The sequence below is a fragment of the Streptomyces sp. NPDC001796 genome, assembly GCF_042892355.1.
Classification (GTDB): domain Bacteria; phylum Actinomycetota; class Actinomycetes; order Streptomycetales; family Streptomycetaceae; genus Streptomyces.
This window is the reverse complement of the sequence record NZ_JBIAUC010000005.1, coordinates 329,706-355,469: the sequence shown is the minus strand read 5'-3', so window position 1 is coordinate 355,469 and position 25,764 is coordinate 329,706. Positions and strand designations below refer to the sequence as shown.

25 protein-coding genes are annotated in these 25,764 nt (G+C 70.7%); 18 read left to right on the top strand and 7 right to left on the bottom strand.

Annotated features, from left to right (window positions below; translation table 11 throughout):
- Positions 1-254: 254 nt before the first annotated feature.
- The 14 genes from ACFYZE_RS13675 (at position 255) to ACFYZE_RS13610 (ending at position 13,335) form a co-directional block, all read left to right on the top strand.
- Positions 255-1,544: a GAF domain-containing protein gene (locus ACFYZE_RS13675; protein ID WP_388992180.1), complete on the top strand. Its 1,290-nt coding sequence runs from the start codon at positions 255-257 to the stop codon at positions 1,542-1,544.
- 132 nt (positions 1,545-1,676) lie between these two features.
- Entirely contained in the window at positions 1,677-3,053 is a 1,377-nt protein-coding gene (locus ACFYZE_RS13670; RefSeq protein WP_388992177.1) for a hypothetical protein, read from the top strand.
- Between the two features lie 70 nt (positions 3,054-3,123).
- Positions 3,124-3,696: a GNAT family N-acetyltransferase gene (locus ACFYZE_RS13665; protein ID WP_388992174.1), complete on the top strand. Its 573-nt coding sequence runs from the start codon at positions 3,124-3,126 to the stop codon at positions 3,694-3,696.
- 127 nt (positions 3,697-3,823) lie between these two features.
- Entirely contained in the window at positions 3,824-3,907 is an 84-nt protein-coding gene (locus tag ACFYZE_RS13660) for a putative leader peptide (RefSeq protein ID WP_309486338.1), read from the top strand.
- A gap of 163 nt (positions 3,908-4,070) precedes the next feature.
- The gene (locus ACFYZE_RS13655) at positions 4,071-5,762 is read left to right on the top strand and encodes a nitrite/sulfite reductase (RefSeq protein WP_388992171.1); all 1,692 of its coding nucleotides are present in this window, start codon (positions 4,071-4,073) and stop codon (positions 5,760-5,762) included.
- Positions 5,759-5,938: a hypothetical protein gene (locus ACFYZE_RS13650; RefSeq protein WP_388992168.1), complete on the top strand. Its 180-nt coding sequence runs from the start codon at positions 5,759-5,761 to the stop codon at positions 5,936-5,938. Before ACFYZE_RS13655 ends, ACFYZE_RS13650 begins: the two co-directional genes overlap by 4 nt.
- Complete coding sequence (locus tag ACFYZE_RS13645) at positions 5,935-6,645, top strand: phosphoadenylyl-sulfate reductase (RefSeq protein ID WP_388992166.1); 711 nt, start codon at positions 5,935-5,937, stop codon at positions 6,643-6,645. Before ACFYZE_RS13650 ends, ACFYZE_RS13645 begins: the two co-directional genes overlap by 4 nt.
- A gap of 26 nt (positions 6,646-6,671) precedes the next feature.
- Positions 6,672-7,208, top strand: a complete 537-nt coding sequence (cysC, locus tag ACFYZE_RS13640) for an adenylyl-sulfate kinase (protein ID WP_236041273.1) — start codon at positions 6,672-6,674, stop codon at positions 7,206-7,208.
- On the top strand, positions 7,205-8,143 hold the full coding sequence (cysD, locus tag ACFYZE_RS13635; RefSeq protein ID WP_388992164.1) for a sulfate adenylyltransferase subunit CysD: 939 nt from the start codon (positions 7,205-7,207) through the stop codon (positions 8,141-8,143). Before cysC ends, cysD begins: the two co-directional genes overlap by 4 nt.
- A 2-nt stretch (positions 8,144-8,145) precedes the next feature.
- Positions 8,146-9,474 (top strand): sulfate adenylyltransferase subunit 1, encoded by a 1,329-nt coding sequence (locus ACFYZE_RS13630; protein ID WP_388992162.1) that lies wholly within the window; start codon positions 8,146-8,148, stop codon positions 9,472-9,474.
- A 309-nt stretch (positions 9,475-9,783) separates the two neighbouring features.
- A complete protein-coding gene (locus ACFYZE_RS13625) occupies positions 9,784-10,896 on the top strand; it encodes an ABC transporter substrate-binding protein (protein WP_388992159.1) in 1,113 nt (370 codons plus the stop codon).
- Between the two features lie 12 nt (positions 10,897-10,908).
- Complete coding sequence (locus ACFYZE_RS13620) at positions 10,909-11,712, top strand: ABC transporter ATP-binding protein (RefSeq protein ID WP_388992157.1); 804 nt, start codon at positions 10,909-10,911, stop codon at positions 11,710-11,712.
- A complete protein-coding gene (locus ACFYZE_RS13615) occupies positions 11,699-12,589 on the top strand; it encodes an ABC transporter permease (protein ID WP_388992154.1) in 891 nt (296 codons plus the stop codon). Before ACFYZE_RS13620 ends, ACFYZE_RS13615 begins: the two co-directional genes overlap by 14 nt.
- Before the next feature lie 8 nt (positions 12,590-12,597).
- Positions 12,598-13,335: a sirohydrochlorin chelatase gene (locus ACFYZE_RS13610; RefSeq protein WP_388992152.1), complete on the top strand. Its 738-nt coding sequence runs from the start codon at positions 12,598-12,600 to the stop codon at positions 13,333-13,335.
- A 19-nt stretch (positions 13,336-13,354) separates the two neighbouring features.
- Here the strand turns inward: ACFYZE_RS13610 and ACFYZE_RS13605 are convergent, their stop codons facing one another.
- The 4 genes from ACFYZE_RS13605 to ACFYZE_RS13590 all read right to left on the bottom strand — a co-directional run bounded on the left by ACFYZE_RS13605 (position 13,355) and on the right by ACFYZE_RS13590 (position 18,750).
- Positions 13,355-15,982: a fibronectin type III domain-containing protein gene (locus ACFYZE_RS13605; protein WP_388992149.1), complete on the bottom strand. Its 2,628-nt coding sequence runs from the start codon at positions 15,980-15,982 to the stop codon at positions 13,355-13,357.
- 161 nt (positions 15,983-16,143) lie between these two features.
- Complete coding sequence (locus ACFYZE_RS13600) at positions 16,144-16,761, bottom strand: DsbA family protein (RefSeq protein ID WP_388992146.1); 618 nt, start codon at positions 16,759-16,761, stop codon at positions 16,144-16,146.
- A 55-nt stretch (positions 16,762-16,816) separates the two neighbouring features.
- A complete protein-coding gene (locus ACFYZE_RS13595) occupies positions 16,817-17,425 on the bottom strand; it encodes a TIGR03086 family metal-binding protein (RefSeq protein WP_388992144.1) in 609 nt (202 codons plus the stop codon).
- Between the two features lie 65 nt (positions 17,426-17,490).
- On the bottom strand, positions 17,491-18,750 hold the full coding sequence (locus ACFYZE_RS13590; protein ID WP_388992141.1) for an ROK family protein: 1,260 nt from the start codon (positions 18,748-18,750) through the stop codon (positions 17,491-17,493).
- A 156-nt stretch (positions 18,751-18,906) separates the two neighbouring features.
- Here ACFYZE_RS13590 and ACFYZE_RS13585 point away from each other — a divergent pair, with 156 nt between their 5' ends.
- The 4 genes from ACFYZE_RS13585 to ACFYZE_RS13570 are packed head-to-tail and all read left to right on the top strand — an operon-like array spanning position 18,907 to position 23,471.
- Entirely contained in the window at positions 18,907-20,223 is a 1,317-nt protein-coding gene (locus ACFYZE_RS13585; RefSeq protein ID WP_388992138.1) for an ABC transporter substrate-binding protein, read from the top strand.
- Positions 20,224-20,228: 5 nt separating this feature from the next.
- The gene (locus ACFYZE_RS13580) at positions 20,229-21,218 is read left to right on the top strand and encodes a carbohydrate ABC transporter permease (RefSeq protein ID WP_388992135.1); all 990 of its coding nucleotides are present in this window, start codon (positions 20,229-20,231) and stop codon (positions 21,216-21,218) included.
- Between the two features lie 25 nt (positions 21,219-21,243).
- Positions 21,244-22,083, top strand: a complete 840-nt coding sequence (locus ACFYZE_RS13575; protein WP_388992430.1) for a carbohydrate ABC transporter permease — start codon at positions 21,244-21,246, stop codon at positions 22,081-22,083.
- 29 nt (positions 22,084-22,112) lie between these two features.
- Positions 22,113-23,471 (top strand): GH1 family beta-glucosidase, encoded by a 1,359-nt coding sequence (locus ACFYZE_RS13570; protein ID WP_388992132.1) that lies wholly within the window; start codon positions 22,113-22,115, stop codon positions 23,469-23,471.
- 23 nt (positions 23,472-23,494) lie between these two features.
- Here the strand turns inward: ACFYZE_RS13570 and ACFYZE_RS13565 are convergent, their stop codons facing one another.
- From ACFYZE_RS13565 to ACFYZE_RS13555, 3 genes are all read right to left on the bottom strand, one after another.
- Positions 23,495-24,514, bottom strand: coding sequence for a ketopantoate reductase family protein (locus ACFYZE_RS13565; RefSeq protein WP_388992129.1), 1,020 nt, complete (start codon positions 24,512-24,514; stop codon positions 23,495-23,497).
- Between the two features lie 98 nt (positions 24,515-24,612).
- Positions 24,613-24,987: a DUF4440 domain-containing protein gene (locus tag ACFYZE_RS13560; protein WP_388992125.1), complete on the bottom strand. Its 375-nt coding sequence runs from the start codon at positions 24,985-24,987 to the stop codon at positions 24,613-24,615.
- A complete protein-coding gene (locus tag ACFYZE_RS13555; protein WP_388992122.1) occupies positions 24,980-25,528 on the bottom strand; it encodes a DUF1697 domain-containing protein in 549 nt (182 codons plus the stop codon). Before ACFYZE_RS13555 ends, ACFYZE_RS13560 begins: the two co-directional genes overlap by 8 nt.
- Between the last annotated feature and the right edge of the window lie 236 nt (positions 25,529-25,764).

Sequence of the window (25,764 nt, the reverse complement as noted above, 5' to 3'; positions counted from 1 at the left end):
GACTCGGCACCACCCCCGCCTGCCGGCCCCGTTCAAGGAGCGCGGACGCCGTCTGAGCGGCGTTGCACAAGTTTCAACCACAGCTTGGCCCTCCGCCAGGGTTGCAAAGGGTTGCAAGCCGCGCCCGCTCTGGCCGGACTTCGCCCCTCCGCCGACCGTAGACGGCAGTATGAGGACCATCGTCGACACCGGCCGGGGGACGCCTCCGGCCGGAATCCGTCGACGGGGACGGACAGCCTTGGGGGAGGTTTCCAGTGGCGTATTCGGCCAGAGAGGTCACGCGGCTCGCCGCCCTGGACGTCGGGCAGGCGGCACGCCTGCTCAGCGAGGTGCGCAGCGCGACGCTCGCGGGGCAGCGCGCTCCTGTCCCGCCGCGTCCGGTGATCGAGGCGTCCTGGGGGCGGATGCTGCGCCGCGGGGTCGACCCCGACCACGACGTCCGTGCCGACCCGCTGGGCCGTGACGAGATCGAGCGCCGCCGCCAGGACTCCCCGCTGCGGCAGGTGCTGCCGGTGCTGCGCGAAGGCCTGCTGTCGGTGGCGGACGTCGCGCACCACATCATGGTCGTCGCGGACGCGGACGGGCGGATCCTGTGGCGCGAGGGCAGCGCGCCGGTGCTGCGAAAGGCGGACGGGCTGGGCTTCGAGCCGGGCGCGGACTGGGGCGAGGGGGTCGTCGGCACCAACGGCGTGGGCACCCCGGCGGTGACCCGGCGGCCCGTACAGGTTTTCGCCTCCGAGCACTTCGTGCGCTCCCACGCCTCCTGGACCTGCACCGGCGCCCCGATCACCGACCCGCGCGACGGCCGGCTGATCGGGGTGGTGGACGTGAGCGGCCCGCTGGAGACGATGCATCCGGCGACGCTCGCGTGGGTGGAGTCGGTGGCCCGGCTCGCGGAGGCCAGACTGCGGGAGATGCATCTGAACGCGCTGGAGGGGCTGCGCGCGGTGGCGGCGCCGCTGCTCGCGCGGCTCGGCGGCCGGGCGGTGGCGGTGGACAAGGACGGCTGGACGGCGGCGGTGACCGGGATGCCGTACACCGGCCGGGTGGCGCTGCCCGCGTCGCTCGGGCCCGGCCGCTGTCTGCTGCCGGCGCTGGGTCCCTGCACGGTGGAGCCGCTGCCGGGCGGCTGGCTCATCCGCGCCGTGGACGCCCCCGCGCCCGCGCAGGTGACCCGGATCGTCCTGGACGTCGCACACCCGCGCCGCTGGTCGGTGACGGTCTTCGGGGACACGGGCTCCTGGACCCACGAACTCAGCCCCCGGCACGCGGAAATGCTGTACCTGCTGGCCCTGCACCGCGAGGGCCGCACGGCCGCGGCCCTGGCGTCCGACCTGTTCGGCGACCCGGCCCGCACGGTCACCGTACGCGCCGAGATGTCCCGGGTACGGCGGTATCTGGGGGCGTTCCTGGAACACCGGCCGTATCGTTTCCGCGAGTCGGCGGAGGTGGACCTGCTCACCCCGGACGACCCGAACGACCTGCTGCCGCACTCGACGGCGCCTGCGGTGGTGAGAGCTCGGCGCACCCGAACGTGGGGATAACCCTGCTTTTCCCGGGTCTTCGACCGGTCCTCCATCCGTCTGCCGTAGCATCCCTCCTTACAGGCCACCCCACCCGCTTCTGAAGTCAACGTACGGACCACGAGGAGCAGTTGGCCTACGCCGGGAGGTTGTATGAAGCACCGTGGCAGGCACCGCCGCAGGCGCCGGGGGCGTGCGCTGCGGGCGACGCTGGCCGGCACCGCGCTGGCGCTGACCGCCGCCGCCACGCTGATCAGCACCTCGCAGGCCGCGGGCGGCGACAACCCCGGCAGCCTGACCCGTGTCACCGCGGCGGCCGAGACCGCCAAGCTCCGCCTCCACGAGGACCTCACCGACCACCGCACCCTCGACACGCTGACCCGCGCGATGGGCGGCGCCGTCGATGTCCACGGCGTCCTGTCCTCCGCCGACCGCACCATGCGTGACCGGTCCGCGTGCGACGCCGCCGAGACCGCCGCGCTGCCCGTGCGGCCGGCCGCCACGCGCGCGTACTGCTGGGACCACGACGACGCGACGACCCCGCAGTGGGCGCCGCGGTCCGTGACCACCTCCGGGGACGCCGAGGCCGACGGCCTGTGGGGCCCGGACCGGGTCATCCTGTCCGGCTGGACACACCAGGACCGCCCCGGCGGCCCCGCCGCCGAGCGAGGTCTGGCCCGGATCGCCTTCGTCGACGCCGACGACCCCTACCGCCTCGCCTACCGCTGGGTCCTGCTGGTCGCTCCGCGCGCCGGGGGCCAGGACTTCACCGCCGTCCGCACCGGCCTGTCCGGCATGGTCTGGTACCGGGACAAACTGTTCGTCACCGCACGCGACTCGCTGCTGGTGTTCGACCTGCACCGGATCCTGCGAGCCAACGTCGACGGCGCCACGATCGGACGGGTCGACGGCGGCTACGCCGCGGACGGCTACCAGTACGTGCTGCCGACGGCCGGCTCCTACCGGCTGGCCGGCGGCCCCTGTTCGGCGGCCGACGACCACGGGGTGCCCTGCTTCTCCACGCTCTCCCTCGACCGCACCACCATCCCGGCCAGCCTGGTGGCGGGCGAGTCGCTGCGTCCCGGGGGCAACGGGCGCACCGCCCGGGTGTGGCGGTACTCGTTCAGCACGGCGCCCGGCCGCGCAGGCCTGCTCGCCACGGACGCACACGGCGACGTCAGGGCGGCGGAGGCCTACACGACGGCGGCGGCCGGGGTGCAGGGCGTACTGTCGCACCGGCGCGACGGGGCGGCACGGACCGACTGGTACGTCGACCGCGCCCCCTCGGTCGGCGGGCGGCACGGCACGCTGTGGCGGCAGACCACCTCCGGTGCGCAGACGGCCACCTGCGCGGTCGACGAGACCCACGCCTGTTGGGGCCGGCACACCGCGTCCCTGTCGTACTGGCGGGAGACGGGCGAGCTGTGGACGCTCACTCAGGGCGCGGCGAGCGACGACGGATCGGGGCCGGCCGACGGGCGGGTGCTGTACGCGGTGCCACTGGACGCGGTGGACGACACGCTGAGGTAGCGCGCCGAACGGCCGGGCAGGGCGCCGGGGGCCTTTGTCGTACCGCTCGCCGTCGTGATTCCCTGGCCGCATGAGCAGCATGACCGTGACCACGTGGTCCCTGGAGCAGACGTCCCCGAGCGATCTGCTGCCCGCCGCGGCCCCCGAGGGCGATGTCCGGATCCTCCGCGCCGAGGTGCCGTCGCCGGAGTTCAGCCGGTTCCTGTACGCGTCGGTCGGCGGGGACATCCGCTGGATCGACCGGCTCGGCTGGACGTACGCGCGCTGGCAGGAGCACCTGGACCGGCCGGGCGTGGAGACCTGGGTCGCCTACGACCGGGGCACACCCGCGGGATACGTCGAGCTGGAGCCGCAGGACGACGGAGTCGTGGAGATCGTCTACTTCGGGCTGCTCCCGGCTTTCCGGGGGCGGCGGATCGGCGGGCACCTGCTGTCGTACGGGACCGCCCGTGCCTGGGACCTCGCGGACCGCTGGCCGCGGCGGACGCCGACGAAGCGGGTGTGGCTGCATACGTGCAGCCTGGACGGGGAGCACGCGATGGAGAACTACCGCCGTCGCGGGTTCCGGCTGTTCGACACGAAGGTCGAGGAGCAGGCGGAGGTTGCCGCCCCGGGCCCCTGGCCAGGGGCGCACGCCCTCTGACCTGCGCGGACGCGAGCGCGTCCGGGTGATGTGACCGACGACACCCTGGTCCCACATAACGGGACAAGGGTGTCCGCATGATGGACGAAGCTGGACTGTGTCCAGATCGCCATGACACGCTTTCGTCATGTCTGGAACTGGAATTGCCTTGGTGAGTCGACGGCACGTCGATCTCGGCCGCATGTCCAGCGCCATCTGTCCGGCGAGCTGACAGCCTCCAGCCAGTCGGGTTTCTCCGTTTTCCGCCCTCGCGCAAGGACGCGCACAGCTTCTCGTGTGCCCGCGCGCAGGTCAGAGCCGCCCACCTGCCACCCTCATCGACGGCGCTGTGCGCCGACACCGCCTGATCGCCTGTCCCGAAGGACGTACCCACCATGGCCGCCTCCCCCCAGAATCCCGCCACGCCCCGCCGCAAGGTGAGCCGTCACCGTGGCGAGGGTCAGTGGGCCGCAGGTCACTTCACCCCGCTCAACGGCAACGAGCAGTTCAAGAAGGACGACGACGGTCTCAATGTGCGGACACGCATTGAGACGATCTACTCCAAGGCGGGTTTCGACTCGATCGACCCCAACGATCTGCGCGGCCGTATGCGGTGGTGGGGCCTGTACACCCAGCGCAGGCCCGGGATCGACGGCGGCAAGACCGCGATCCTGGAGCCGGAGGAGCTGGACGACAAGTACTTCATGATGCGGGTACGCATCGACGGCGGGGCGCTGACCACGCAGCAGCTGCGCGTCATCGGTGAGATCTCTCAGGAGTTCGCGCGCGGCACCGCCGACATCACCGACCGGCAGAACGTCCAGTACCACTGGATCCGGGTCGAGGACGTGCCCGAGATCTGGAACCGACTGGAGGCGGTGGGTCTGTCCACGGTCACCGCCTGCGGTGACACGCCCCGTGTGATGATCGGCTCCCCGGTCGCCGGCATCGCCGAGGACGAGATCATCGACCCCACCCCGGCGCTGGAGGAGATGAAGCGCCGCGTCCTGAACAACAAGGCGTATTCGAACCTCCCCCGCAAGTTCAAGACGGCCATCTCGGGTTCGCCGCTGCTGGACGTGGTCCACGAGATCAACGACGTGGCGTTCGTGGGCGTACGGCACCCCGAGCACGGGCCGGGCTTCGACGTCTGGGTCGGCGGCGGTCTGTCCACGAACCCCAAGCTGGGCGTGCGGCTGGGCGCGTGGGTGCCGCTGGAGGAGGTCCCGGACGTCTACGAGGGCGTCCTGTCGATCTTCCGTGACTACGGCTACCGGCGGCTGCGCACCCGGGCCCGCCTGAAGTTCCTCGTCGCCGACTGGGGTGCGGAGAAGTTCCGCCAGGTCCTCGAGGACGAGTACCTCAACCGGAAGCTCGTCGACGGTCCCGCTCCCGAGCAGCCCGCCCAGCAGTGGCGCGACCACGTCGGCGTCCACCGCCAGAAGGACGGCCGCTACTACGTCGGATTCGCCCCGCGCGTCGGCCGCGTCGACGGCACCACCCTCACGAAGATCGCCGACCTCGCGGAGGCGCACGGCTCGGGCCGGGTCCGCACCACCGTCGAGCAGAAGATGATCATTCTCGATGTCGAGGAGGGGCAGGTCGACTCCCTGGTCGACGGCCTGGATGCGCTCGACCTCACCGCGAGGCCGTCCTCTTTCCGGCGCGGCACCATGGCCTGCACCGGCATCGAGTTCTGCAAGCTCGCCATCGTCGAGACCAAGCAGCGCGGTTCCTCGCTCATCGACGAACTGGAGCGGCGCCTGCCGGACTTCGACGAGCCGATCACCATCAACCTCAACGGCTGCCCGAACGCCTGCGCCCGTATCCAGGTCGCGGACATCGGTCTCAAGGGCCAGCTGGTCCTCGACGACAAGGGCGAGCAGGTCGAGGGCTACCAGGTGCACCTGGGCGGCGCGCTCGGCCTCGAGGCCGGGTTCGGCCGCAAGGTCCGCGGTCTGAAGGTCACCGCGGAGGAGCTGCCGGACTACGTCGAGCGGGTCCTCAAGCGCTACCAGGCGGAGCGCGAGGACGGCGAGCGGTTCGCGACCTGGGTTTCACGCGCCTCTGAGGAGGCGCTGTCGTGAGCGAGCGTGCGGCGCCGTTCTACTGCCCCTACTGCGGCGAGGAGGACCTGCGTCCGAGCGAAGCGGGCCACGGCGCGTGGGAATGCGCGGCGTGCAATCGAGCCTTCCAGTTGAAGTTCCTGGGCCTTCTCGCCCAGGGGCTTCGACGAGCCGACGACGGAGGGGACGAGATATGACCACGGCTCAGACGGAACGGACGGCCGCCGAACTCAAGGCGCTCGCCGAGCAGGCCGGCCGTGACCTGGAGGACGCCTCCGCGCTGGAGATCCTCCAGTGGGCGGCCGACACCTTCGGCAAGCGCTTCTGCGTGACCTCGTCCATGGAGGACGCGGTGGTCGCCCACCTCGCCTCCCGCGCGATGCCCGGCGTCGACGTGGTGTTCCTCGACACCGGCTACCACTTCCCGGAGACCATCGGCACCCGCGACGCGGTCGAGGCGGTGATGGACGTCAACGTCATCACGCTCACCCCGCGCCAGACGGTCGCCGAGCAGGACGCCCAGTACGGCCCGAAGCTGCACGACCGCGACCCCGACCTGTGCTGCAAACTGCGCAAGGTCCAGCCGCTGGAAGAGGGCCTCAAGGACTACGACGCCTGGGCGACCGGGCTGCGCCGCGACGAGTCCCCGACCCGCGCGAACACCCCGGTCGTCGGCTGGGACGAGAAGCGGCAGAAGGTCAAGATCTCGCCGATCGCCCGCTGGACGCAGGACGACGTGGACGCGTACGTCGCCGAGCACGGCGTGCTGACCAACCCCCTGCTGATGGACGGCTACGCCTCCGTCGGTTGCGCACCCTGCACCCGCCGGGTCCTGGAGGGCGAGGACGCACGCGCCGGCCGCTGGGCGGGCCGCGCCAAGACCGAGTGCGGGCTGCACGGCTGACCATGACAGAGATTCAGGAGACACACGTGACGAGCGGAGCCACCGTCTGGCTCACGGGTCTGCCGAGCGCGGGCAAGACCACCATCGCCCACGAGCTGGCGGGCCGGCTGCGCGAGGAGGGCCACCGGGTCGAGGTGCTCGACGGCGACGAGATCCGCGAGTTCCTCTCCGCGGGCCTCGGCTTCAGCCGGGAGGACCGGCACACCAACGTGCAGCGCATCGGCTTCGTCGCCGAACTGCTGGCCAGCAACGGCGTCAAGGCCCTCGTCCCGGTCATCGCGCCGTACGCGGACAGCCGGGAGGCGGTGCGCAAGCGCCACCAGCAGAACGGGACGGCGTACCTCGAGGTGCACGTGGCCACCCCGGTCGATGTCTGCTCGGTGCGCGATGTGAAGGGCCTGTACGCCAAGCAGGCCGCCGGCGAGCTGAAGGGCCTGACGGGCGTCGACGACCCCTACGAGGAGCCCGAGTCGCCGGATCTGCGGATCGAGTCGCAGCACCAGACCGTGCAGGAGTCCGCGGCGTCCGTGTACGCGCTGCTCAGCGAAAGGGGACTGGCATGACGACCGTCGCCGGTATCCAGGAGGGCACGGACAGCGGCCCGTACGCCCTGTCCCACCTGGACGCCCTCGAGTCCGAGGCGGTGCACATCTTCCGCGAGGTGGCGGGCGAGTTCGAGAACCCGGTGATCCTGTTCTCCGGCGGCAAGGACTCCATCGTCATGCTGCACCTGGCGCTGAAGGCGTTCGCCCCGGCGCCGGTGCCGTTCGCGCTGCTGCACGTGGACACCGGGCACAACTTCCCCGAGGTCATCGAGTACCGCGACCGCACGGTGGCGAAGCACAACCTGCGGCTGCATGTCGCCTCCGTGCAGGACTACATCGACCGCGGTGTGCTCAAGGAGCGCCCGGACGGCACCCGCAACCCGCTGCAGACGCTGCCGCTGACGGAGAAGATCCAGTCCGAGCGGTTCGACGCCGTCTTCGGCGGCGGGCGGCGGGACGAGGAGAAGGCACGGGCGAAGGAGCGCGTCTTCTCGCTGCGGGACGAGTTCTCGCAGTGGGATCCGCGCCGTCAGCGCCCCGAGCTGTGGCAGCTCTACAACGGGCGGCACGCGCCCGGTGAGCACGTGCGCGTCTTCCCGCTCAGCAACTGGACCGAGCTGGACGTGTGGCAGTACATCGCCCGGGAGGGCATCGAGCTGCCCCAGATCTACTTCGCCCACGAGCGCGAGGTGTTCCAGCGGAGCGGCATGTGGCTGACGGCCGGTGAGTGGGGCGGCCCCAAGGACGGCGAGACGGTCGAGAAGCGCCTCGTGCGCTACCGCACCGTCGGCGACATGTCCTGCACCGGAGCCGTCGACTCCGACGCAGTGACCCTGGAGCAGGTCATCACCGAGATCGCCGCCTCCCGGCTGACCGAGCGGGGCGCGACCCGGGCCGACGACAAGCTCTCGGAGGCCGCCATGGAGGACCGCAAGCGCGAGGGGTACTTCTAAGCATGACCACGACCACGGAACTCTCCGCCACCACCCTCCTGCGGTTCGCCACCGCCGGTTCGGTCGACGACGGCAAGTCCACCCTCGTCGGGCGGCTGCTGCACGACTCCAAGTCGGTCCTCGCCGACCAGCTGGAGGCCGTGGAGCGCGCCTCGGCCAGCCGCGGCCAGGAGGGCCCGGACCTCGCCCTTCTCACCGACGGTCTGCGCGCCGAGCGCGAGCAGGGCATCACCATCGACGTGGCCTACCGCTACTTCGCCACGCCCCGGCGCCGCTTCATCCTCGCCGACACCCCCGGCCATGTGCAGTACACCCGCAACATGGTCACCGGCGCCTCCACCGCCGAGCTGACGGTCATCCTGGTCGACGCCCGCAACGGCGTCGTCGAGCAGACCCGGCGCCACGCCGCGATCGCCGCACTGCTGCGCGTCCCGCACGTGGTCCTCGCCGTCAACAAGATGGACCTGGTCGACTACCAGGAGTCCGTCTTCGCGAAGATCGCCGAGGAGTTCACCGCGTACGCGACCGAGCTGGGCGTCCCGGAGGTCACCGCGATCCCGATCTCGGCACTCGAGGGCGACAACGTGGTGGAGCCGTCCGCCCACATGGACTGGTACGGCGGCCCGACCGTCCTTGAGCACCTGGAGACCGTCCCGGTCAGCCACGACCTGGCGCACTGCCACGCGCGGCTGCCCGTGCAGTACGTGATCCGCCCGCAGACCGCCGAGCACCCCGACTACCGGGGCTACGCCGGTCAGATCGCGGCCGGTTCCTTCCGGGTCGGCGAGCAGGTCACGGTACTGCCGTCCGGCCGTTCGACGAAGGTCGTGGGCATCGACCTGCTGGGCGAGCCGGTCGACGTGGCGTGGACGCCGCAGTCGGTGACGCTGCTCCTGGAGGACGACATCGACATCTCGCGCGGCGACCTGATCGTGCCCAGCAAGGACGCGCCGCCGACCACCCAGGACATCGAGGCGACCGTCTGCCACGTCGCCGACCAGCCGCTGACGGTCGGCCACCGGGTGCTGCTCAAGCACGGCACCCGCACCGTCAAGGCGATTGTCAAGGACATCCCGTCCCGGCTCACGCTCGACGACCTGTCCCTGCACCCGCACCCGGGGCAGCTCGTCGCCAACGACATCGGCCGGGTGAAGATCCGTACCGCCGAGCCGCTGCCGGTGGACTCGTACGCGGACTCGCGCCGCACGGGCTCGTTCATCCTGATCGACCCGTCCGACGGCACCACGCTGACCGCGGGCATGGTCGGCGAGTCGTTCGCCGCGCCCGAGCCGGTCAAGGACGGGGCCGACGACGACGGGTGGGACTTCTGATCATGACCACCACGTGCTTCTACTCGACGTTCGCCAAGGAGGGCGGCCGTGTCGGCAGCGGCGCCCTCGGCAGCGGGCAGGGCGGAGTGGCGCGATGTGCGCGATGACGTACGCGCACTGCCTGCGCGCCCCGTCCCCCCACCCTCCCCCAAGCTCTCGGCTTCTCCCCCACTCTCGGCTTCGCTCGAGCGGGGGGACCCCCATGAGCAGGGAGGTACCCCCACCCCGGAAGCGACGAAGACCCTTGCCGACCTCCCGGCCACGACCCGAAAGACCGTGACCGCCGGGCCAACGAGAGGAACACCTCCCGTGCCTGCCATCCGCTCGACCTTGCTCCGCCGCGGCATAGCCGTGGCCGCCGCTCTCCCGCTCCTCACGCTCGCCGCCTGCGGTTACGGCTCCAAGTCGACCAGCACCCCCTCGGACCAGAAGGTCGCCGCCGGCGCCCAGAAGATCGACGGCCTCGACTCCGTCAAGATCGGCTACTTCGGCAACCTCACCCACGGCACCGCTCTCGTGGGTGTCCAGAAGGGCTTCTTCCAGAAGGCGCTCGGCGCCACCCAGGCCAAGTACCAGATCTTCAACGCCGGCCCCTCCGAGATCGAGGCGCTGAACTCCGGTTCCATCGACATCGGCTGGATCGGCCCCTCCCCGGCGATCAACGGCTACACCAAGTCCGACGGCAAGAGCCTGCGCATCATCGGCGGTTCCGCGTCCGGCGGTGTGAAGCTCGTGGTCGACCCCAAGAAGATCAAGTCCCTGGCCGACGTCAAGGGCAAGAAGATCGCCACCCCGCAGCTCGGCAACACGCAGGACGTGGCGTTCCTCAACTGGATCGCGGAGCAGGGCTGGAAGGTCGACGCCCAGAGCGGCAAGGGCGATGTCTCCGTGGTGCGCACCGACAACAAGGTCACCCCGGACGCCTTCAAGTCCGGCTCCGTCGACGGTGCCTGGGTGCCGGAGCCGACCGCGTCCAAGCTGGTCGCCGAGGGCGGCAAGGTGCTGCTGGACGAGTCCTCGCTGTGGCCGGACAAGAAGTTCGTGATCACGAACATCATCGTGTCGCAGAAGTTCCTCAAGGAGCACCCGAAGGCCGTCGAGGCCGTGCTGAAGGCATCCGTCGAGACCAACAAGTGGATCAAGGCCAACCCGGACGCGGCGAAGGCGGCGGCGAACCAGCAGCTGGCGGTCGACTCGGGCAAGGCGCTCCCGGCGAAGGTCCTCGACCCGGCGTGGAAGTCCATCCAGTTCACCGACGACCCGCTGGCCGCCACCCTGAACACGGAGGCGCAGCACGCGGTCAAGGCGGGTCTGCTGAAGGACCCGAAGCTGGACGGCATCTACGACCTCACCCTCCTGAACAAGGTCCTGAAGGCCGAGGGTGACCCGACCGTCAGCGACGCCGGTCTCGGCGTCAAGTAAAGCCCGCAGCCGATGAGTTCCCAGGAGGTGACGACCATGGCCACGACCCTCGCCGCGGCCGCCGAGTCCGTCGACCAGGCGGCAAGCCTTGAGCACGTCTCGAAGTCCTTCCCGGTGCCGGGCGGGCAGCAGCTCGTGCTGGACGACATCAGCCTCGATGTCGCGCCGGGCGAGTTCGTCACCCTCCTGGGGGCCTCGGGGTGCGGCAAGTCGACGCTGCTGAACCTGGTGGCGGGCCTGGACAGGCCGACCGGCGGTTCCATCACGACGGACGGCCGCCCGGCCCTGATGTTCCAGGAGCACGCCCTGTTCCCGTGGCTGACCGCGGGCAAGAACATCGAACTCGCCCTGAAGCTCCGGGGCGTTGCGAAGAGCGACCGGCGCGAGCGCGCCGAGGAACTGCTGGAACTGGTCCGGCTGAAGGGCTCGTACGGCAAGCGGGTGCACGAGCTGTCCGGCGGCATGCGCCAGCGGGTCGCCATGGCCCGCGCGCTGGCGCAGGACAGCCGGCTGCTGCTGATGGACGAGCCGTTCGCCGCACTGGACGCCATCACCCGGGACCTGCTGCACGACGAGCTGACCCGTATCTGGCAGGAGACGGGTGTGTCGGTCCTGTTCGTCACGCACAACGTGCGCGAGGCGGTACGGCTCGCGCAGCGCGTGGTGCTGCTGTCCTCCCGCCCCGGACGGGTGGCCCGCGAGTGGACGGTCGGCATTCCGCAGCCGCGCCGTATCGAGGACGCGCCCGTCGCGGAGCTGTCCCTCGAGATCACCGAAGTACTGCGTGGGGAGATCCGCCGCCATGGCCAGCAGTGAGACCAAGACGACCGAGGGCACCGAGCTGGGCGGTGTGGAGGCCGGTCTCGACGCACTGGAGACCACGGTCACCGGTCGTACGCCCTTCCGGCAGACCTTCGTCAACAAGATCCTCCCGCCGCTGGTGGGAATCGCGCTGGTCCTGGTGGTGTGGCAGGCGCTGATCTCCTTCAAGGTCGTCGACGACCCGACCAAGCTGCCCTCCCCCGGCGCAGTGGCGGGCGAGTTCAAGGACGCCTGGCTGCAGGGCACGCTGCTCGGCTACATCTGGACCAGCGTCTCGCGCGGTCTGCTGGGCTTCCTGTTCGCGCTGGCGATCGGCACCCCGCTCGGCCTGCTGGTGGCGCGGGTGAAGTTCGTGCGCGCGGCCATCGGCCCGGTCCTGTCCGGTCTGCAGTCGCTGCCGTCGGTGGCGTGGGTGCCGCCTGCGGTGATCTGGCTGGGCCTGAACAACTCGATGATGTACGCGGTGATCCTGCTCGGCGCGGTCCCCTCCATCGCCAACGGCCTGGTCTCCGGCATCGACCAGGTGCCGCCGCTGTTCCTGCGCGCGGGCCGCACGATGGGCGCGACCGGTCTGAGGGGCGCCTGGCACATCGTGCTGCCGGCCGCGCTGCCGGGCTACCTCGCGGGGCTGAAGCAGGGGTGGGCGTTCTCGTGGCGCTCGCTGATGGCGGCGGAGATCATCGCCTCCTCGCCCGACCTCGGCATCGGCCTGGGCGCGCTGCTGGAGAACGGCCGCAACGCGAGCTCCATGTCCATGGTGTTCGAGGCGATCATCCTGATCCTGTTCGTCGGCATCGCCATCGACCTGCTGATCTTCAGCCCGCTGGAGCGGTCGGTGCTGCGCAGCCGCGGTCTGCTCGTGAAGGGCTGAGCCGCCGCATGCACAACCCGGTCCTCCTCGTGATCGCCCACGGCAGCCGCGATGCGCGGCACGCCGCGACCGTGCACGCCCTCGTACGGCGGGTGCGGTCGCTGCGGCCCGGGCTGCGCGTGGAGACCGGGTTCCTGGACTTCAACGTCCCGTCCGTGCACGGGGTGCTGGAGTCCCTGGCGGCTCAGGGCGTCCGGGACGTGGTGGCACTCCCCCTCCTGCTGACCCGCGCGTTCCACGCCAAGGCGGACATCCCCGCCGTCCTGCGGGAGGCGCCGTCACGGCTGCGGATCCGGCAGGCGGACGTGCTGGGCCCCTCACCCCTGCTGACGCGGGCCCTCGAACGCCGTTTGTACGAGGCGGGCCTGACCCCCGCCGACAAGTCCTCGACCGGGGTCGTGCTGGCCTCGGCGGGGTCCACCGACCCGGAGGCGATCGCAGTGATCGCAGACATCGCGCGGGAGTGGCGGCACACCGGTTGGTGCGCCGTGCGGCCTGCGTTCGCCTCCGCATCCCTTCCGCGCACCGAGGAAGCGGTGCGCGAACTGCGCGAACTGGGCTGCGCCCGGGTGGCCGTGGCGCCGTACGTCCTGGCACCCGGCTTCCTGCCGGACCGCATCGCGCGGGGCGCGGCCGGGGCGGACGTGCTGGCCGAGGTGCTGGGGCCCGCGCCGGAGGTGGCGCGGGTCGTGGTGGAGCGCTACGACCGGGCCCGGGTGCCGACGCCCGCGGCACTCGGGGCCTGACCGTTCCCTGTCCGGCGTCCTACGAGGTCGTGGTCGCCGTGACCGTGGCCGACGGGCCGGTGCCCGCCGCCGTCACCGCGGCGACCGTGACCGTGTAGGTGGTGCCCGGCTTCAGGCCGCCGATCACGCGGAACATGCCCTTGGCGGACGGCTGGGTGACCAGGACGTCCCGGCCGGCGACGTCGATCGGGTCGCGACCGTCGGAGACCGTCACCCGGTAGCCGATCACCTTGGCGTCGCCCGTCGCCGTCGGCGGGGTCCAGGCGAGGGTGGCCGCCGTGGACCGGGTGCGCAGCTTGGGGCTCGTCGGGGCCGGGGGCAGCGTGGTCGCGGCCGTGGGCGTCAGCGGGAGCGAGGCGAGGGACGGGGCGCTGGTGCCGTACGCGTTGGCCGCCGTGACCGTCACCGTGAAGGGGCCGCCCGAGGACGGCAGCCCGCCGAGGCGTACGAGAGCGGTGCGCCGGAAGTCGGCCGCTGTCACCGCCTGTTCGCCGACCTGCTTGCCGGTGATGTCGTAGGCGCGAGCCGTGTAGCCCGTCACGGGGGCGCTCCCCTCGACGAAGCTCGGGTTGAAGGTGACGTACAGCGCGTCGGCGCCCGCAGTGCTCGTGCCGACGCGTGAGGGGGCCTCGGGGGCCGACGGGCCGCCGATCGTGCGCTGGAGCAGCGCGCGGTGGGCGGGTTCCAGGCCCGCGTTCGCCACGATGTCCGCCGGCACGTCCGACAGCGCCGTCATGATCTTGTTGCCGGTGGTCACCAGGCCCTTGTTGTCGCCGTCGGCGGTGCCTTCCTCCCACCAGTTGTCCTTGACGAGGGTCGGGTCGTTGTTGCCGAGGCCGTCGCGGTAGTCGGTGTGACGGGAGGCGACGTTGGCGTAGGAGGCGTGGTAGAGGACGTTGCCCTGGACGGTCTCGTAGGTGCAGCCGTTGTCGGTGTAGACGCTCTTGCCGAGGCCCCACTGGTCGTGGATGACGTTGCTGGTGACCTTCTCGCCGTCGGCCATGGAGGTGCCGGTCAGACCCTGGGTGTAGACGCCGCCGCCGTCGTCCAGCATCTGCATGTAGTCGAAGATCAGGTTGTCGCGGACCTCGTTGTCATGACTCGGGTTCGGGGTCGCCGGGTCGCCGATCTTGTCGGGCCAGCCGCCCCAGCCCATGGAGACGGCGCTGTAGCCGACGTGGTCGATCTGGTTGTGGGCGATGGTGTCGTGCCGGGTGTAGCCGTTGAGGACGGCGACGCCGCCGTGGTACTCGCGGGGCAGGCCGTAGAGGTGGTTGTTCGTCACCTGCACCCCGGACGCCGGGGTCTGCCCGTCCACTCCCCCGATCTGGAGGCCGTTGCCGGAGATGTCGGTGAAGATGCTGCCGCTGACGGTGGAGTCCTCGGAGCCGGTGCCGAGGTCGAGGCCGGCGGCGCCGAGGTGGGCGAACACGTCGTCGGCGAAGTCGATCCGCTGTCCGTGGGCGAACGAGACGTTGCCCGGCATCTTCGTCCAGGAGGCGAAGGGGCAGGTGCCGCCCTCGACGTACTGGCACAGTCCCTGCGTGGCCCAGCCCTTGTCGCCGGTGACGGTGTAGCCCGCCTGGATCTCGGAGAAGCCCTCCGGTCCCGAGGGCGTCAGCCAGGTCGCGTAGCTGAACCGGAGCCCGCGGAAGGCGATGTCGTGGACCGGCGCGTCGACCGTGCCCCGGCCGTCGACCAGCTTCTCGGCCGCCGCCGCCTCGACATCGGCCCGGGCGAGGTTCTCGCCCTTGCGGGGCATGTAGTACACGCGGTGCGCGCCGCGGTCGAGGTACCACTCGCCGGGCTGGTCGAGGAGCTCGAAGGCGTTCTCGATGTACGTCGCCTTGCCGCTGTTGGTGAGGTGGCCGGGGCCCACCATGCTGACCGTGCGTCCCGGGATGTCCGGGAACTCGACCCGTTTGTTGGAGTTGTCCCAGCAGGGCTGGGCCATGGTGATGGTGGTGCCCTCGGCGGAGGCGATGCGGCAGCGGGGCTCGGTCCACTGCCCGAGACCGTTGCGCTCGATGTTCCACAGCGACTCGCCGCTGGTGTAGACGAACTCGGCGTCGGACGGGCGCTTGAAGTGGGCGATGGTGTCCGAGGACGCGGTGTAGCCGGTCGCGGTCTGGGTCAGGGTCACCGGGACGGCGCCGCGGGCCCGCTGGGCGCGCACCCCGTCCACGTAGAGCTGCCGGGTGTCGGTGAGCCCGTGCGGCGCGGGCGCGGACCACAGCCCCGGCCGGCCCGCGACCGGACTCCAGCCGGTGACCTGGCGGCCGCCGCTGACGACCGTTGCGCCCGTGCCCTGCCAGACGACCTTGTGGCCGCCGGTGCCCGAGTCGCGGGCGTCCAGGACCAGGGGGTCGGTCAGACGGTAGGTGCCGGACGCAAGATGGATCGTCAGGTCGGCCGTCAGGTGTGCTGCCCGGGTCCGGGCAAGGTCGCGTGCGCGTTCCAGGGTGCGGACCGGGTGGCGTGCGGTGCCGTCGGCGTGGTCGTTCCCGGCCGGCGACACATAAAGGTCGGCCGGGGACGCTAAGTGGTCCGAGGACGCGGCCCCGGCCTGGGCGACGGCACCCGGAACGCCGAGCGCCAGCAGCGCGGAGACGAGGGTGACGAGGGCGGCTCTTCGGTGCGTGGGCATGTACCCCTCCCGTGGGCTTTGCCTGTACCCAACGCCGGGAAAGGTAGGAGCACTGTCCATCACCGTCAATCAATATGACAAAAAATCGCCGTAGGTTCCCCGATCGAAAGCTCGATTCATCGGATCGATGGTCACCTTCCTGACCGCGCTGTCGGCGACGCTCAGTCGAAGCAAAGCCCGTTGGTCCTGGTCCTCTTCAGTTCGAAGAAGTCAGGGTGCGTGGCCAGCACCCGGAAGCTGTCGAAGAGTTCCGCCGCCGCGGCCCCCCGGGGGATGGCCCGCAGCACGGGGCCGAACCACACCGTTCCGTCCACATGGACGGTGGGTGTGCCCACATAGCCGCCCGAGCCGGGCTCGGCGCCGGCGTCGTGGCTGCGCCGTACGGCCTCGTCGTACGCGGGGTCGTGCGCGGCGGCGGTGAGGTCGGCCGGCAGTCCGAGCTCGGCGAGGGACTCGGTGATCACCGCGTCGAAGTCCTCCGCCTCGCGCTCGTGGATACGGGTCCCGAACGCCGTGTAGAGATCACGCAGCACCTTCTCGCCGTGCCGTTCGGCGGCGGCGACGGCGACTCGGACCGGGCCGATCGACTTGTCGACCAACGTGCGGTACCAGTGGGGCAGTTCGTTGCCCACGTTGTGCAGGTACAGGCTCATCACATGGAAGCGGAGGTCGAGCGGGCGTTGGCGCTCGACCTCCAGCAGCCAGCGGGAGGTGATCCAGGCGAAGGGGCAGGCGGGGTCGAAGTAGGCGTCGACGCGGACAGCAGTGGTGTTCGGCATGCCGCCGACGCTAGTCGCCGATTGGCACAGATCCTTGGTCCAATCACCGGCCTTGTCAGTGGTCCACTTCGCCCACCGGGGTCTGCCGCGGATCGCGTCCGCTCGCCGCCAGCGCGCGCTCGAAGACGGGCGCGTCGTCGGGAACGGGCACGGGGTCGGCGAAACCGTCGTACTGGCGGTAGAGGTCGCCGTGGGTCTCGACGACGTCCAGGACGAGCCGTGCGGCGCCCTCGGAGATCCGGTACTCCTGGCCGGTGGCCGTCGCCACGTCCCACCCGTGGACGGCCAGCTCCTTGACGAGCATCCGCGCCAGTTCCTCCGCGGGCATCTTCGCCATGCCGAGGTCGATCTCCCCCTCCCACACGGCGGGGTCGTCCCAGGCGGCGACGGCGCGGTCGAGCTGCTCGGCGTAGCCGTGCGCCCAGCCGGGGTCCGCGGTGAAGTCGCGTGCGGTCAGTTCCTCGGGCAGCTGCTTGCGCAGGGCGCGGTGTTCGAGTCCGTGCGAGGTGTACAGGACCCAGTGGTTGACCAGGGCACGGACGTCCCAGCCGGTGCAGTGGGTCGGCTCGGACAGCCGCTCCGCGCGGACGCCCCGGGCGACTCGGGCGGCCTCGGCGGCGCATTCCGCCAGGTAGGGGTGCACGTTGTGGTAGGCATCGCTCATGCCTCCACGTTAGGAACGGCCGCCGCGTTCCTCTTGAACAAACGCGACACGCACCGTCGGCCGAATCACGCGCGCTCGCCGTGGCGTCCGCGACCGTAGGGGCCGCGCTGCCCGCCGTGTGCGAAGAAGTCGGCGAGGGGCAGGATGGCGGCGCCCACCGTGACCGCGTCCGGGCCGAGCTTTCCGAGGTCGATGGAGACGCGTTCGGCCGGATGGCGCAGGGCGTACGAGGCGGCGTACCGGCGTACGGCCCGCAGGAAGCGGGTGCCGAGCTGAAGCCCTGCCCAGCCCCCGATGAGGATGCGCTCGGGCTGGAAGAGGTTGATCAGGTCGGACAGGCCGGCGCCCACGTACTCGGCGGCCTCCTCCAGGACGGCGAGTGCCGCCGGGTCCGTGCCGGTGCCCTCGGGGGGATGGGCCGCGGCGACCATCGCGGTCAGGGCGGTCTCCTCGTCGGCGCCCTCCGGCGGGCGTCCGCCCTCCTCGCGCCAGCGGTCGATGAGCGCCTCGGCACCCGCGTACGCGTCCAGGCAGCCCAGGGCGCCACAGCGGCAGCGACGCCCCCTGACCCGTACGGTCAGATGCCCCCACTCGACGGACCGGCCCTGCTCCACCTCCTCCGTGACGAGACAGGCGCCGACCCCGGAGCCGAAGAGGACGACGACCGCGGTGCGGGCGCCCCGGCCGGCGCCGAACCACATCTCGGCCTGGCCGAGCGTCCGGGCGCCGTTGTCGATGAAGTAGGGGACGGAGTCGGGGAGTCCGCACGTCGAGCGCAGCAGGGATTCCAGGGGGACGGCGTCCCAGCCGATCGTCTGCCCGTGGACCACGGCCCCCTGTTCAGGGGTGTGTGCCACGATGCCGGGGACGCCGATGCCGACGCCCAGAAGCTGCTCGGGGCCGATGTCCGTCTCGGCGAGGACCTCGGCGATGCCGTCGCGGATGTGGCCGACGATGGTCTCGACGTCGTAGCCGTGATGCTCCAGGGGCCGTTCGGCGCGCGCGAGCTCGGTGAGGGTGAGGTCGAAGAGCTCGACGCGTACTCGGGTTTCGCCCACATCGATGCCGATCATGTGACCGCTGTCGGCGGTGACGCGGAGCAGAGTGCGGGGGCGGCCGCCGTCGGACTCGACGGTGCCGGCCTCCTCCACCAGGCCGTCGGCGACCAGTTCCGCGACCACGTTGCTGATGGAACCGGAACTGAGTCCGGTGGCCGGGCCCAGCTCGAAGCGGCTCATCGGCCCGTCGAAATACAATCGTTGTAGTACGGCGGTGCGATTGCCCCGCCGCAGGTCGCGCACTGTCCGCCCGTTCCGCGCCGTCATGTGGTTCCCTCCGCCTCTGCCCGACCTGCAAGATACCTCCGCACGATCCCTTGACGCGACCTTCCTTCGCGTCTTAACTCACACTCTAAATTAAGCCGGGTGTCGTTCGGGACGAACGCGCTCGTGGGTCTCCCCCCGGAAAGGGACGTCTGAGCCATGCGCAGAATCCGAGCCGCGGCCGCCGGTGCGGTCACCGTTTCCCTGCTGACCGCCGTGACCGCCTGTGGCGGCGGCTCGTCGACCGGCGGCGGTTCCAACGACTCACCGAAGACGCTCACCTACTGGGCCTCCAACCAGGGCGCCAGCATCGAGGTCGACAAGAAGGTCCTCCAGCCCGAACTCGCCAAGTTCGAGAAGCAGACGGGCATCAAGGTGAAGCTGGAGGTCGTCCCCTGGTCGGATCTGCTCAACCGGATCCTGACCGCGACCACCTCGGGGCAGGGTCCCGACGTCCTCAACATCGGCAACACCTGGAGCGCCTCCCTGCAGGCCACGGGTGCGCTGCTCCCGTGGGACGCGAAGAACTTCGCCAAGATCGGCGGCAGGGACCGCTTCGTCGACTCGGCCCTCGGCTCGACGGGCGCACCGGGCAAGGACCCGGCCGCGGTGCCGCTGTACTCGATGGCGTACGCCCTCTACTACAACAAGAAGATGTTCGCCGACGCGGGCATCTCCCAGCCGCCGGCCACCTGGGACGAACTCGTCGCCGACGGCAAGAAGCTGTCCAAGGGCGGCAAGTGGGGCCTGGGCGCGGAGGGTTCGAATCCCTCGGAGAACATCCACCACGCCTTCGTCTTCGCCAAGCAGCACGGCGCGGACTTCTTCACCGCGGACGGCAAGCCCGACTTCACCAATGACGGGGTGGTCGCCGCGGTCAAGCAGTACGTCGACCTGATGGCGAAGGACAAGGTCATTGCACCGGGCAACGCCGAGTACGCCCAGAACCAGTCCGTGAGCGACTTCGCCAAGGGAACGAACGCGATGTTGCTGTGGCAGTCCGCGTCCGCCAACCTCGCATCGCAGGGCATGAGCGCGGACGCGTACGGCATAGCCCCCGTGCCCGTGCAGTCCGGCACCCCCGGCACGGGCAAGCAGGTCGACTCGATGGTCGCGGGCATCAACCTGGCCGTCTTCAAGAACACCCACAACCTCGACGGCGCCGTGAAGTTCGTGCAGTTCATGACCAGCGACGCCGAACAGAAGGTCCTCAACACCGAGTACAGCTCGATCCCGCCGGTGAAGACGGCCCAGGCGGACCCCGCCTTCAACTCCCCTGCCAACGCGGTCCTGAAGGACACCCTCGCCAAGAGCGCCGCAGCGCTTCCGCAGGTGGCCGACGAGTCCCAGTTCGAGACCGCGGTCGGTACGGCCGTCAAGGACCTGTTCGCCGCCGCGGCCGCCGGACGCGCTGTGACCACGGAGTCGGTGAAGGCCGAGCTCGAGAAGGCCCAACAGCAGATGCCGGCGAAGTGAGCACGATGACGACCACTGCTCCCGCAGAGGCCGCCGTCCACAAGAGCCCTTCCGGGGCGGCGAGGCGAACGCCCCGCCGCCCCGGGAGGATCCGCCGCATCGGACTGCCGTACCTGCTGCTCCTGCCCGCCCTGCTCCTCGAACTCCTGGTCCACCTGGTGCCGATGGTGATCGGCATCGTGATGAGCTTCAAGGAGCTCACCCAGTTCTACATCCGCGACTGGGGTACCGCCCCCTGGGCGGGCCTCTCCAACTACAAGGTGTCAGTGGACTTCGACGCCCCGGTCGGCGCGGCCCTCCTGCACTCCTTCCTCGTCACCGTCGCCTTCACCGTCCTGTCGGTCGGCCTGTGCTGGCTGATCGGCACGGCGGCCGCGATCTACATGCAGGACGCCTTCCGTGGCCGCGGCCTGCTGCGCGCCCTGTTCCTGGTGCCGTACGCGCTTCCCGTGTACGCGGCCGTGATCACTTGGGTGTTCATGTTCCAGCACGACAACGGCCTGGTGAACCACGTCCTGCACGATCAGCTGCACCTCACCGGCAAGCCGTCCTTCTGGCTCATCGGCACCAACAGCTTCGTCGCGCTGCTCACGGTGTCCGTGTGGAAGGGCTGGCCCTTCGCCTTCCTCATCGTCATGGCCGGCCTGCAGAACATCCCGGGCGAGCTGTACGAGGCGGCCGCCCTCGACGGGGCCGGGATGTGGCAGCAGATCCGCCGCATCACCCTGCCGTCGCTGCGCCCGGTCAACCAGGTCCTGGTCCTGGTGCTGTTCCTGTGGACGTTCAACGACTTCAACACGCCGTACGTCCTGTTCGGCAAGTCCGCCCCCGAGGCCGCGGACCTCATCTCCGTCCACATCTACCAGGCGTCCTTCGTCACCTGGAACTTCGGCACAGGCTCCGCCATGTCCGTCCTGCTGCTGCTCTTCCTGCTCGTGGTGACGGGCGTCTACCTCGTGCTGACCTCCCGAGGAAGGAAGACGGCCGATGTCTAGCACCTCGCAGGCGCCCCGCTCGCCGATGGCTCCGCCCCGGTCCTTCCTCTGGTCCCGGCGGATCTTCCTCACCCTGCTCACCGGCTTCGTCCTCGTACCGGTCTATGCGATGGTCTCCAGCTCGCTGAAGCCCCTGGCCGACGTCTCCGGGAAGTTCCGCTGGCTGCCGAGCCACCTGACCGTCCGCCCGTACATCGACATCTGGACGACGATCCCGCTCGCCCGGTACTTCGTGAACTCGCTGATCGTGGCGGGTGCGGCGACGATCTGCTCGGTGGTGGTCGCGGTGTTCTCCGCGTACGCCGTCAGCCGCTACGACTTCCGGGGCAGGCGCGTCTTCACGGTCACCGTGCTGTCCACGCAGATGTTCCCCGGCATCCTGTTCCTCCTCCCGCTGTTCCTGATGTACGTCAACATCGGCAACGCGACCGGCATCGCCCTGTTCGGCTCGCGCGGCGGGCTCGTCCTGACGTATCTCACCTTCTCGCTGCCGTTCTCGATCTGGATGCTGATCGGGTACTTCGACTCGGTGCCGCGCGAACTGGACGAGGCGGCGCTGGTGGACGGCTGCGGCCCGCTCGGGGCCCTGTTCAGGGTCGTCGTGCCCGCCGCGATCCCCGGCATCGTCGCGGTCGCCGTCTACGCCTTCATGACCGCCTGGGGCGAGGTGCTGTTCGCGTCGGTGATGACCAACGACAACACCCGCACGCTCGCCGTCGGCCTCCAGGGCTACTCCACGCTCTACAACGTCTACTGGAACCAGATCATGGCCGCCTCGCTCGTCGTCAGCGTGCCCGTGGTCGCCGGGTTCCTGCTCCTGCAGCGCTATCTCGTCGCCGGGCTCACCGCGGGAGCCGTGAAGTGACCGCCCCTTACGCCTTCGAAGGGAATTCCGTGACCATCGACCTTGCCGCACTGCCCGAGGACTTCCTGTGGGGGACGGCCACGTCGGCCTACCAGATCGAGGGGGCCGTCGCCGAGGACGGCCGCTCCCCCTCCATCTGGGACACGTTCTCGCACACTCCCGGCAAGATCGACAATGGCGACCACGGAGACATCGCCTGCGACCACTACCACCGCTGGCGCCAGGACATCGGCCTGATGCGCCAACTGGGCACCAACGCCTACCGGCTGTCCATCGCCTGGCCGCGCGTGGTGCCGGGCGGCGACGGTGCGGTCAACGCCAAGGGGCTCGACTTCTACGACGCGCTGATCGACGGCCTGCTGGAGGCGGGCATCACCCCGTCCGTCACCCTGTACCACTGGGACCTGCCGCAGGTGCTCCAGGACCGGGGCGGCTGGCCGGTCCGCGACACGGCCCACCACCTCGCCTCGTACGCGGCGGTCGTCGCCGAACGTCTCGGCGACCGCGTCCACCACTGGACCACGCTCAACGAACCCCTGTGCTCCGCTTGGATCGGCCACCTGGAAGGCAGGATGGCCCCCGGGCTGACCGACCTCACGGCCGCCGTCCGCGCCTCCTACCACCTTCTCCTCGGCCACGGTCTGGCCGCACAGGCGATCCGCGCGGCGGCCCCGGGCGCGCAGGTGGGCATCGTCAACAACCTCTCCACCGTCCACGCAGCCACGGACCGGCCGGAGGACCTCGAGGCCGCCCGCCGCATGGACGGGCACACCAACCGCTGGTGGCTGGACCCGGTGCACGGCTGCGGCTTCCCGGCCGACATGCGAGAGGTGTACGGCGTCGAACTTCCGGAAGAGCCGGGCGACTTGAAGACCATCGCGCAGCCCCTCGACTGGCTGGGCCTCAACTACTACATGCCGGCCACCGTTGCCGACGACCCCACCGGGCCGGCCCCACGGGTCCGTACGGTTCCCCGACCCGGCGTGCCCCGCACCGGCATGGACTGGGAGATCGACGCAACCGGCATCGAGCGCCTCCTGCTCCGCCTGACGCACGACTACGGCGCGCGCAAGCTGTACGTCACGGAGAACGGCTCCGCCTATCCCGATGTCGTACGCCCCGATGGAACCGTCCACGACCCCGAGCGCACGGAGTATCTGGAGCAGCACCTGGCGGCCTGCGCATCGGCGGCCCGTCGGGGCGCCCCGCTCGCGGGTTACTTCGCCTGGTCGCTGCTGGACAACTTCGAGTGGGCGTACGGCTACGACAAGCGCTTCGGGCTGGTGCACGTCGACTACAGGACACAGAAGCGCACGGTGAAGGGCAGCGGGCGCCGGTACGCGGACATCATCCGGGCGCACGCGGAAAGAGGCCGCAGCGCCGCTTGAGTGGGGGGGTGGAACGCGGCAGCCTACCCGGCGGCGTCCGCCACGGCCTCGTCGGCGAGTCGCACCAGATCCGCGACCGACAGCGATCCGGGCGCCCGGCGCTCCCGCGCGAACGTGGTGGCGAGCCGTTGCAGCAGCTCGTTGAGCGGGGTCGGCACACCGTGCAGCCGGCCCAGGAGGACGATCTCGCCGTTGAGGTAGTCGGCCTCGATGGTGCCGGTGCCGCGGGTGAGGGACTGCCAGGAGGAACCGCCACCGCGCTGGGCCCCCGCGAGCGGCACCAGGCGCACCTTGTCGCCGCGCACCTCCTTCTGCTCCGCGCCGCTCGCGTACGGGACACCGGCCGCCTCGAGGACAGACTCGCCCTCGGCCCGCACCCGCGCGTACAGCGACTCCGCCTCCTGTCCGGTGAGCGGCCCGCTGACCGCCTCGACGGCGTTGGCGAGATTGCTCAGCAGCTTGGCGTACTGCCAGCGCGTCACGTCCGGCACGACCGGGGCCTCGAACCGGGCCTTCTCCAGGTCGGCGGCGATCCGGCGGGCGGTGTCGTCGGTGCCGTGGGGATACCGGCCGAGGTGCAGGATGCCGGTGAGCGGGGTGCCGGCGGCGGAGACGACGCCCGGTTCGACGAAGGTGGCCGGGAGCCACACGCACACGCCGTAGACATGGCGGAAGCGGCGCAGGGCGAGCCGCTGGCTCTCCACGCCGTTCTGCGCACACACCAGCGGGAGCTGCTCGGCGGCCGTGGCGCCGCCCCGCACCGGAGCCGGGCCCCAGGTGTCCAGCGCGGCCTCGCTGTCCTGGGTCTTGACGGCCAGTACGAGGACGTCGTCCGTGCGCAACTCGCCCAGCGCCCAAGGCCCGTCGACGACCGGCAGCCGATGGGTGTGCTCGCCGTCCGGGGCGAGGAAGCGCAGTCCGCGCTCGCGCAGCGCCGTGTACTGCGCACCCCGCGCGACCAGGACCACCTCGTGGCCCGCCCCGGCGAGCCGCGCCCCGACTGCTCCGCCGACGGCCCCGGCTCCGATGATGATGTAGCGCATGCCGACGAGCCTCGCACACCCGCTCGTTGACCTTTGCCCCTGGGGGAGCGTCCGGGGCACGGTCTCCATGGATCTCAATGGAGACCAGGTTCGCTGCGTCACTTCGTCCCGGGGCTGAACGGCGTCCCCTGGTGGAAGTACAGCTGCCAGCCGTCCTCGGTCCGCCGCCACAGCGAACTGCGGTGCGCGTGACGGCCGTCGTTCTCCGTGTCGAAGGTGAGATGCACCAGGTCCGGGGCCAGCTGGACGCCCGTGACGGGGGAGGTGACGGAGGGCCGTGCCCCCGCGTCGGTCGTCGAGGCCAGCATCTCGATGACCGAGGCCCGGTCCCAGTGCCGCCCGGAGACGCCGAACTCGTGGAAGTCGGGGTGCAGCAGCGCCCCGACCAGTTCGGGTGAGCGGCCGACCTCCGGGTCCAGGAGACGCAGTTCGCGCTCGATCGCCGCCTCGACGGCCGGGCCCTGCTCAGGCACCGGTCAGCTCCTCCAGTTTGACGACCGTGTTCCAGTTGCGGGTGGTGGCGATCAGCCCCTTGTTCAGCCGGGGTCTCGACAGCTGTTCGGCGAGCTTGGACCGGCCGAGGCCGTCGGGGGCGTAGAGGTAGAGCGCACGGTCGCCGAGCCGGAACTCCTCCGGCAGGTACACGGCCGGGTCGATCTCCGCGAACCGTTCGGCCTCCACCGGCCCCGAGAAGTACGTGACGTGCAGCTGCCTGCCCTCGAGCTCATCGGCCGGGAAGGGACAGGCCTCGCGTACGGCCTTCAGATACGCGTGGTCGCGTACGAGCACGTCGACCCGGAAGCCGAAGTCCTTCTCGATCGCCTCCTCGAGCTCCGCCGCCAAGGACTCCTCGTCACCGTGGTCGGCGGTGAAGACCGCGTTGCCGCTCTGCAGATATGTGGCCACCCCGGTGTGACCGAGCCCGGTCAGCAGCTCCCGCAGCCCCGCCATCGGCAGCTTCCGGTTGCCGCCCACGTTGATCCCCCGCAGCAGCGCCGCGTACGTCGTCGTCATGCTCACACCCTAGAGCGGATCCCCGGGCGGGCGCCCGGACCCTGATCCCGGCCCCCGAGCACCCCGGACAGTTGTAAGGGGCCGTTGTCCTCCCCGATGGTGAGGCGGGCCGGTCCGAGGGGATGAGCCGGGGCGCTCACGGTTCACCGGGCAGCACGACGAGTCGCGCTTACGCCGCCCCTACCTTCGAAGCGAACGGTGGCGGCAGGGGGCCGTCACCCGCACGGAGGGGGCAG

Coding starts and splice junctions, on each gene's coding strand:
- ACFYZE_RS13670 (WP_388992177.1), top strand. CDS start 1,677: ATGAAGCACCGTGGCAGGCACCGCCGCAGGCGCCGGGGGCGTGCGCTG.
- ACFYZE_RS13665 (WP_388992174.1), top strand. CDS start 3,124: ATGAGCAGCATGACCGTGACCACGTGGTCCCTGGAGCAGACGTCCCCG.
- ACFYZE_RS13660 (WP_309486338.1), top strand. CDS start 3,824: ATGTCTGGAACTGGAATTGCCTTGGTGAGTCGACGGCACGTCGATCTC.
- ACFYZE_RS13655 (WP_388992171.1), top strand. CDS start 4,071: ATGGCCGCCTCCCCCCAGAATCCCGCCACGCCCCGCCGCAAGGTGAGC.
- ACFYZE_RS13645 (WP_388992166.1), top strand. CDS start 5,935: ATGACCACGGCTCAGACGGAACGGACGGCCGCCGAACTCAAGGCGCTC.
- cysD (WP_388992164.1), top strand. CDS start 7,205: ATGACGACCGTCGCCGGTATCCAGGAGGGCACGGACAGCGGCCCGTAC.
- ACFYZE_RS13630 (WP_388992162.1), top strand. CDS start 8,146: ATGACCACGACCACGGAACTCTCCGCCACCACCCTCCTGCGGTTCGCC.
- ACFYZE_RS13620 (WP_388992157.1), top strand. CDS start 10,909: ATGAGTTCCCAGGAGGTGACGACCATGGCCACGACCCTCGCCGCGGCC.
- ACFYZE_RS13615 (WP_388992154.1), top strand. CDS start 11,699: ATGGCCAGCAGTGAGACCAAGACGACCGAGGGCACCGAGCTGGGCGGT.
- ACFYZE_RS13610 (WP_388992152.1), top strand. CDS start 12,598: ATGCACAACCCGGTCCTCCTCGTGATCGCCCACGGCAGCCGCGATGCG.
- ACFYZE_RS13605 (WP_388992149.1), bottom strand. CDS start 15,982: ATGCCCACGCACCGAAGAGCCGCCCTCGTCACCCTCGTCTCCGCGCTG.
- ACFYZE_RS13600 (WP_388992146.1), bottom strand. CDS start 16,761: ATGCCGAACACCACTGCTGTCCGCGTCGACGCCTACTTCGACCCCGCC.
- ACFYZE_RS13595 (WP_388992144.1), bottom strand. CDS start 17,425: ATGAGCGATGCCTACCACAACGTGCACCCCTACCTGGCGGAATGCGCC.
- ACFYZE_RS13590 (WP_388992141.1), bottom strand. CDS start 18,750: ATGACGGCGCGGAACGGGCGGACAGTGCGCGACCTGCGGCGGGGCAAT.
- ACFYZE_RS13585 (WP_388992138.1), top strand. CDS start 18,907: ATGCGCAGAATCCGAGCCGCGGCCGCCGGTGCGGTCACCGTTTCCCTG.
- ACFYZE_RS13580 (WP_388992135.1), top strand. CDS start 20,229: ATGACGACCACTGCTCCCGCAGAGGCCGCCGTCCACAAGAGCCCTTCC.
- ACFYZE_RS13575 (WP_388992430.1), top strand. CDS start 21,244: ATGGCTCCGCCCCGGTCCTTCCTCTGGTCCCGGCGGATCTTCCTCACC.
- ACFYZE_RS13565 (WP_388992129.1), bottom strand. CDS start 24,514: ATGCGCTACATCATCATCGGAGCCGGGGCCGTCGGCGGAGCAGTCGGG.
- ACFYZE_RS13555 (WP_388992122.1), bottom strand. CDS start 25,528: ATGACGACGACGTACGCGGCGCTGCTGCGGGGGATCAACGTGGGCGGC.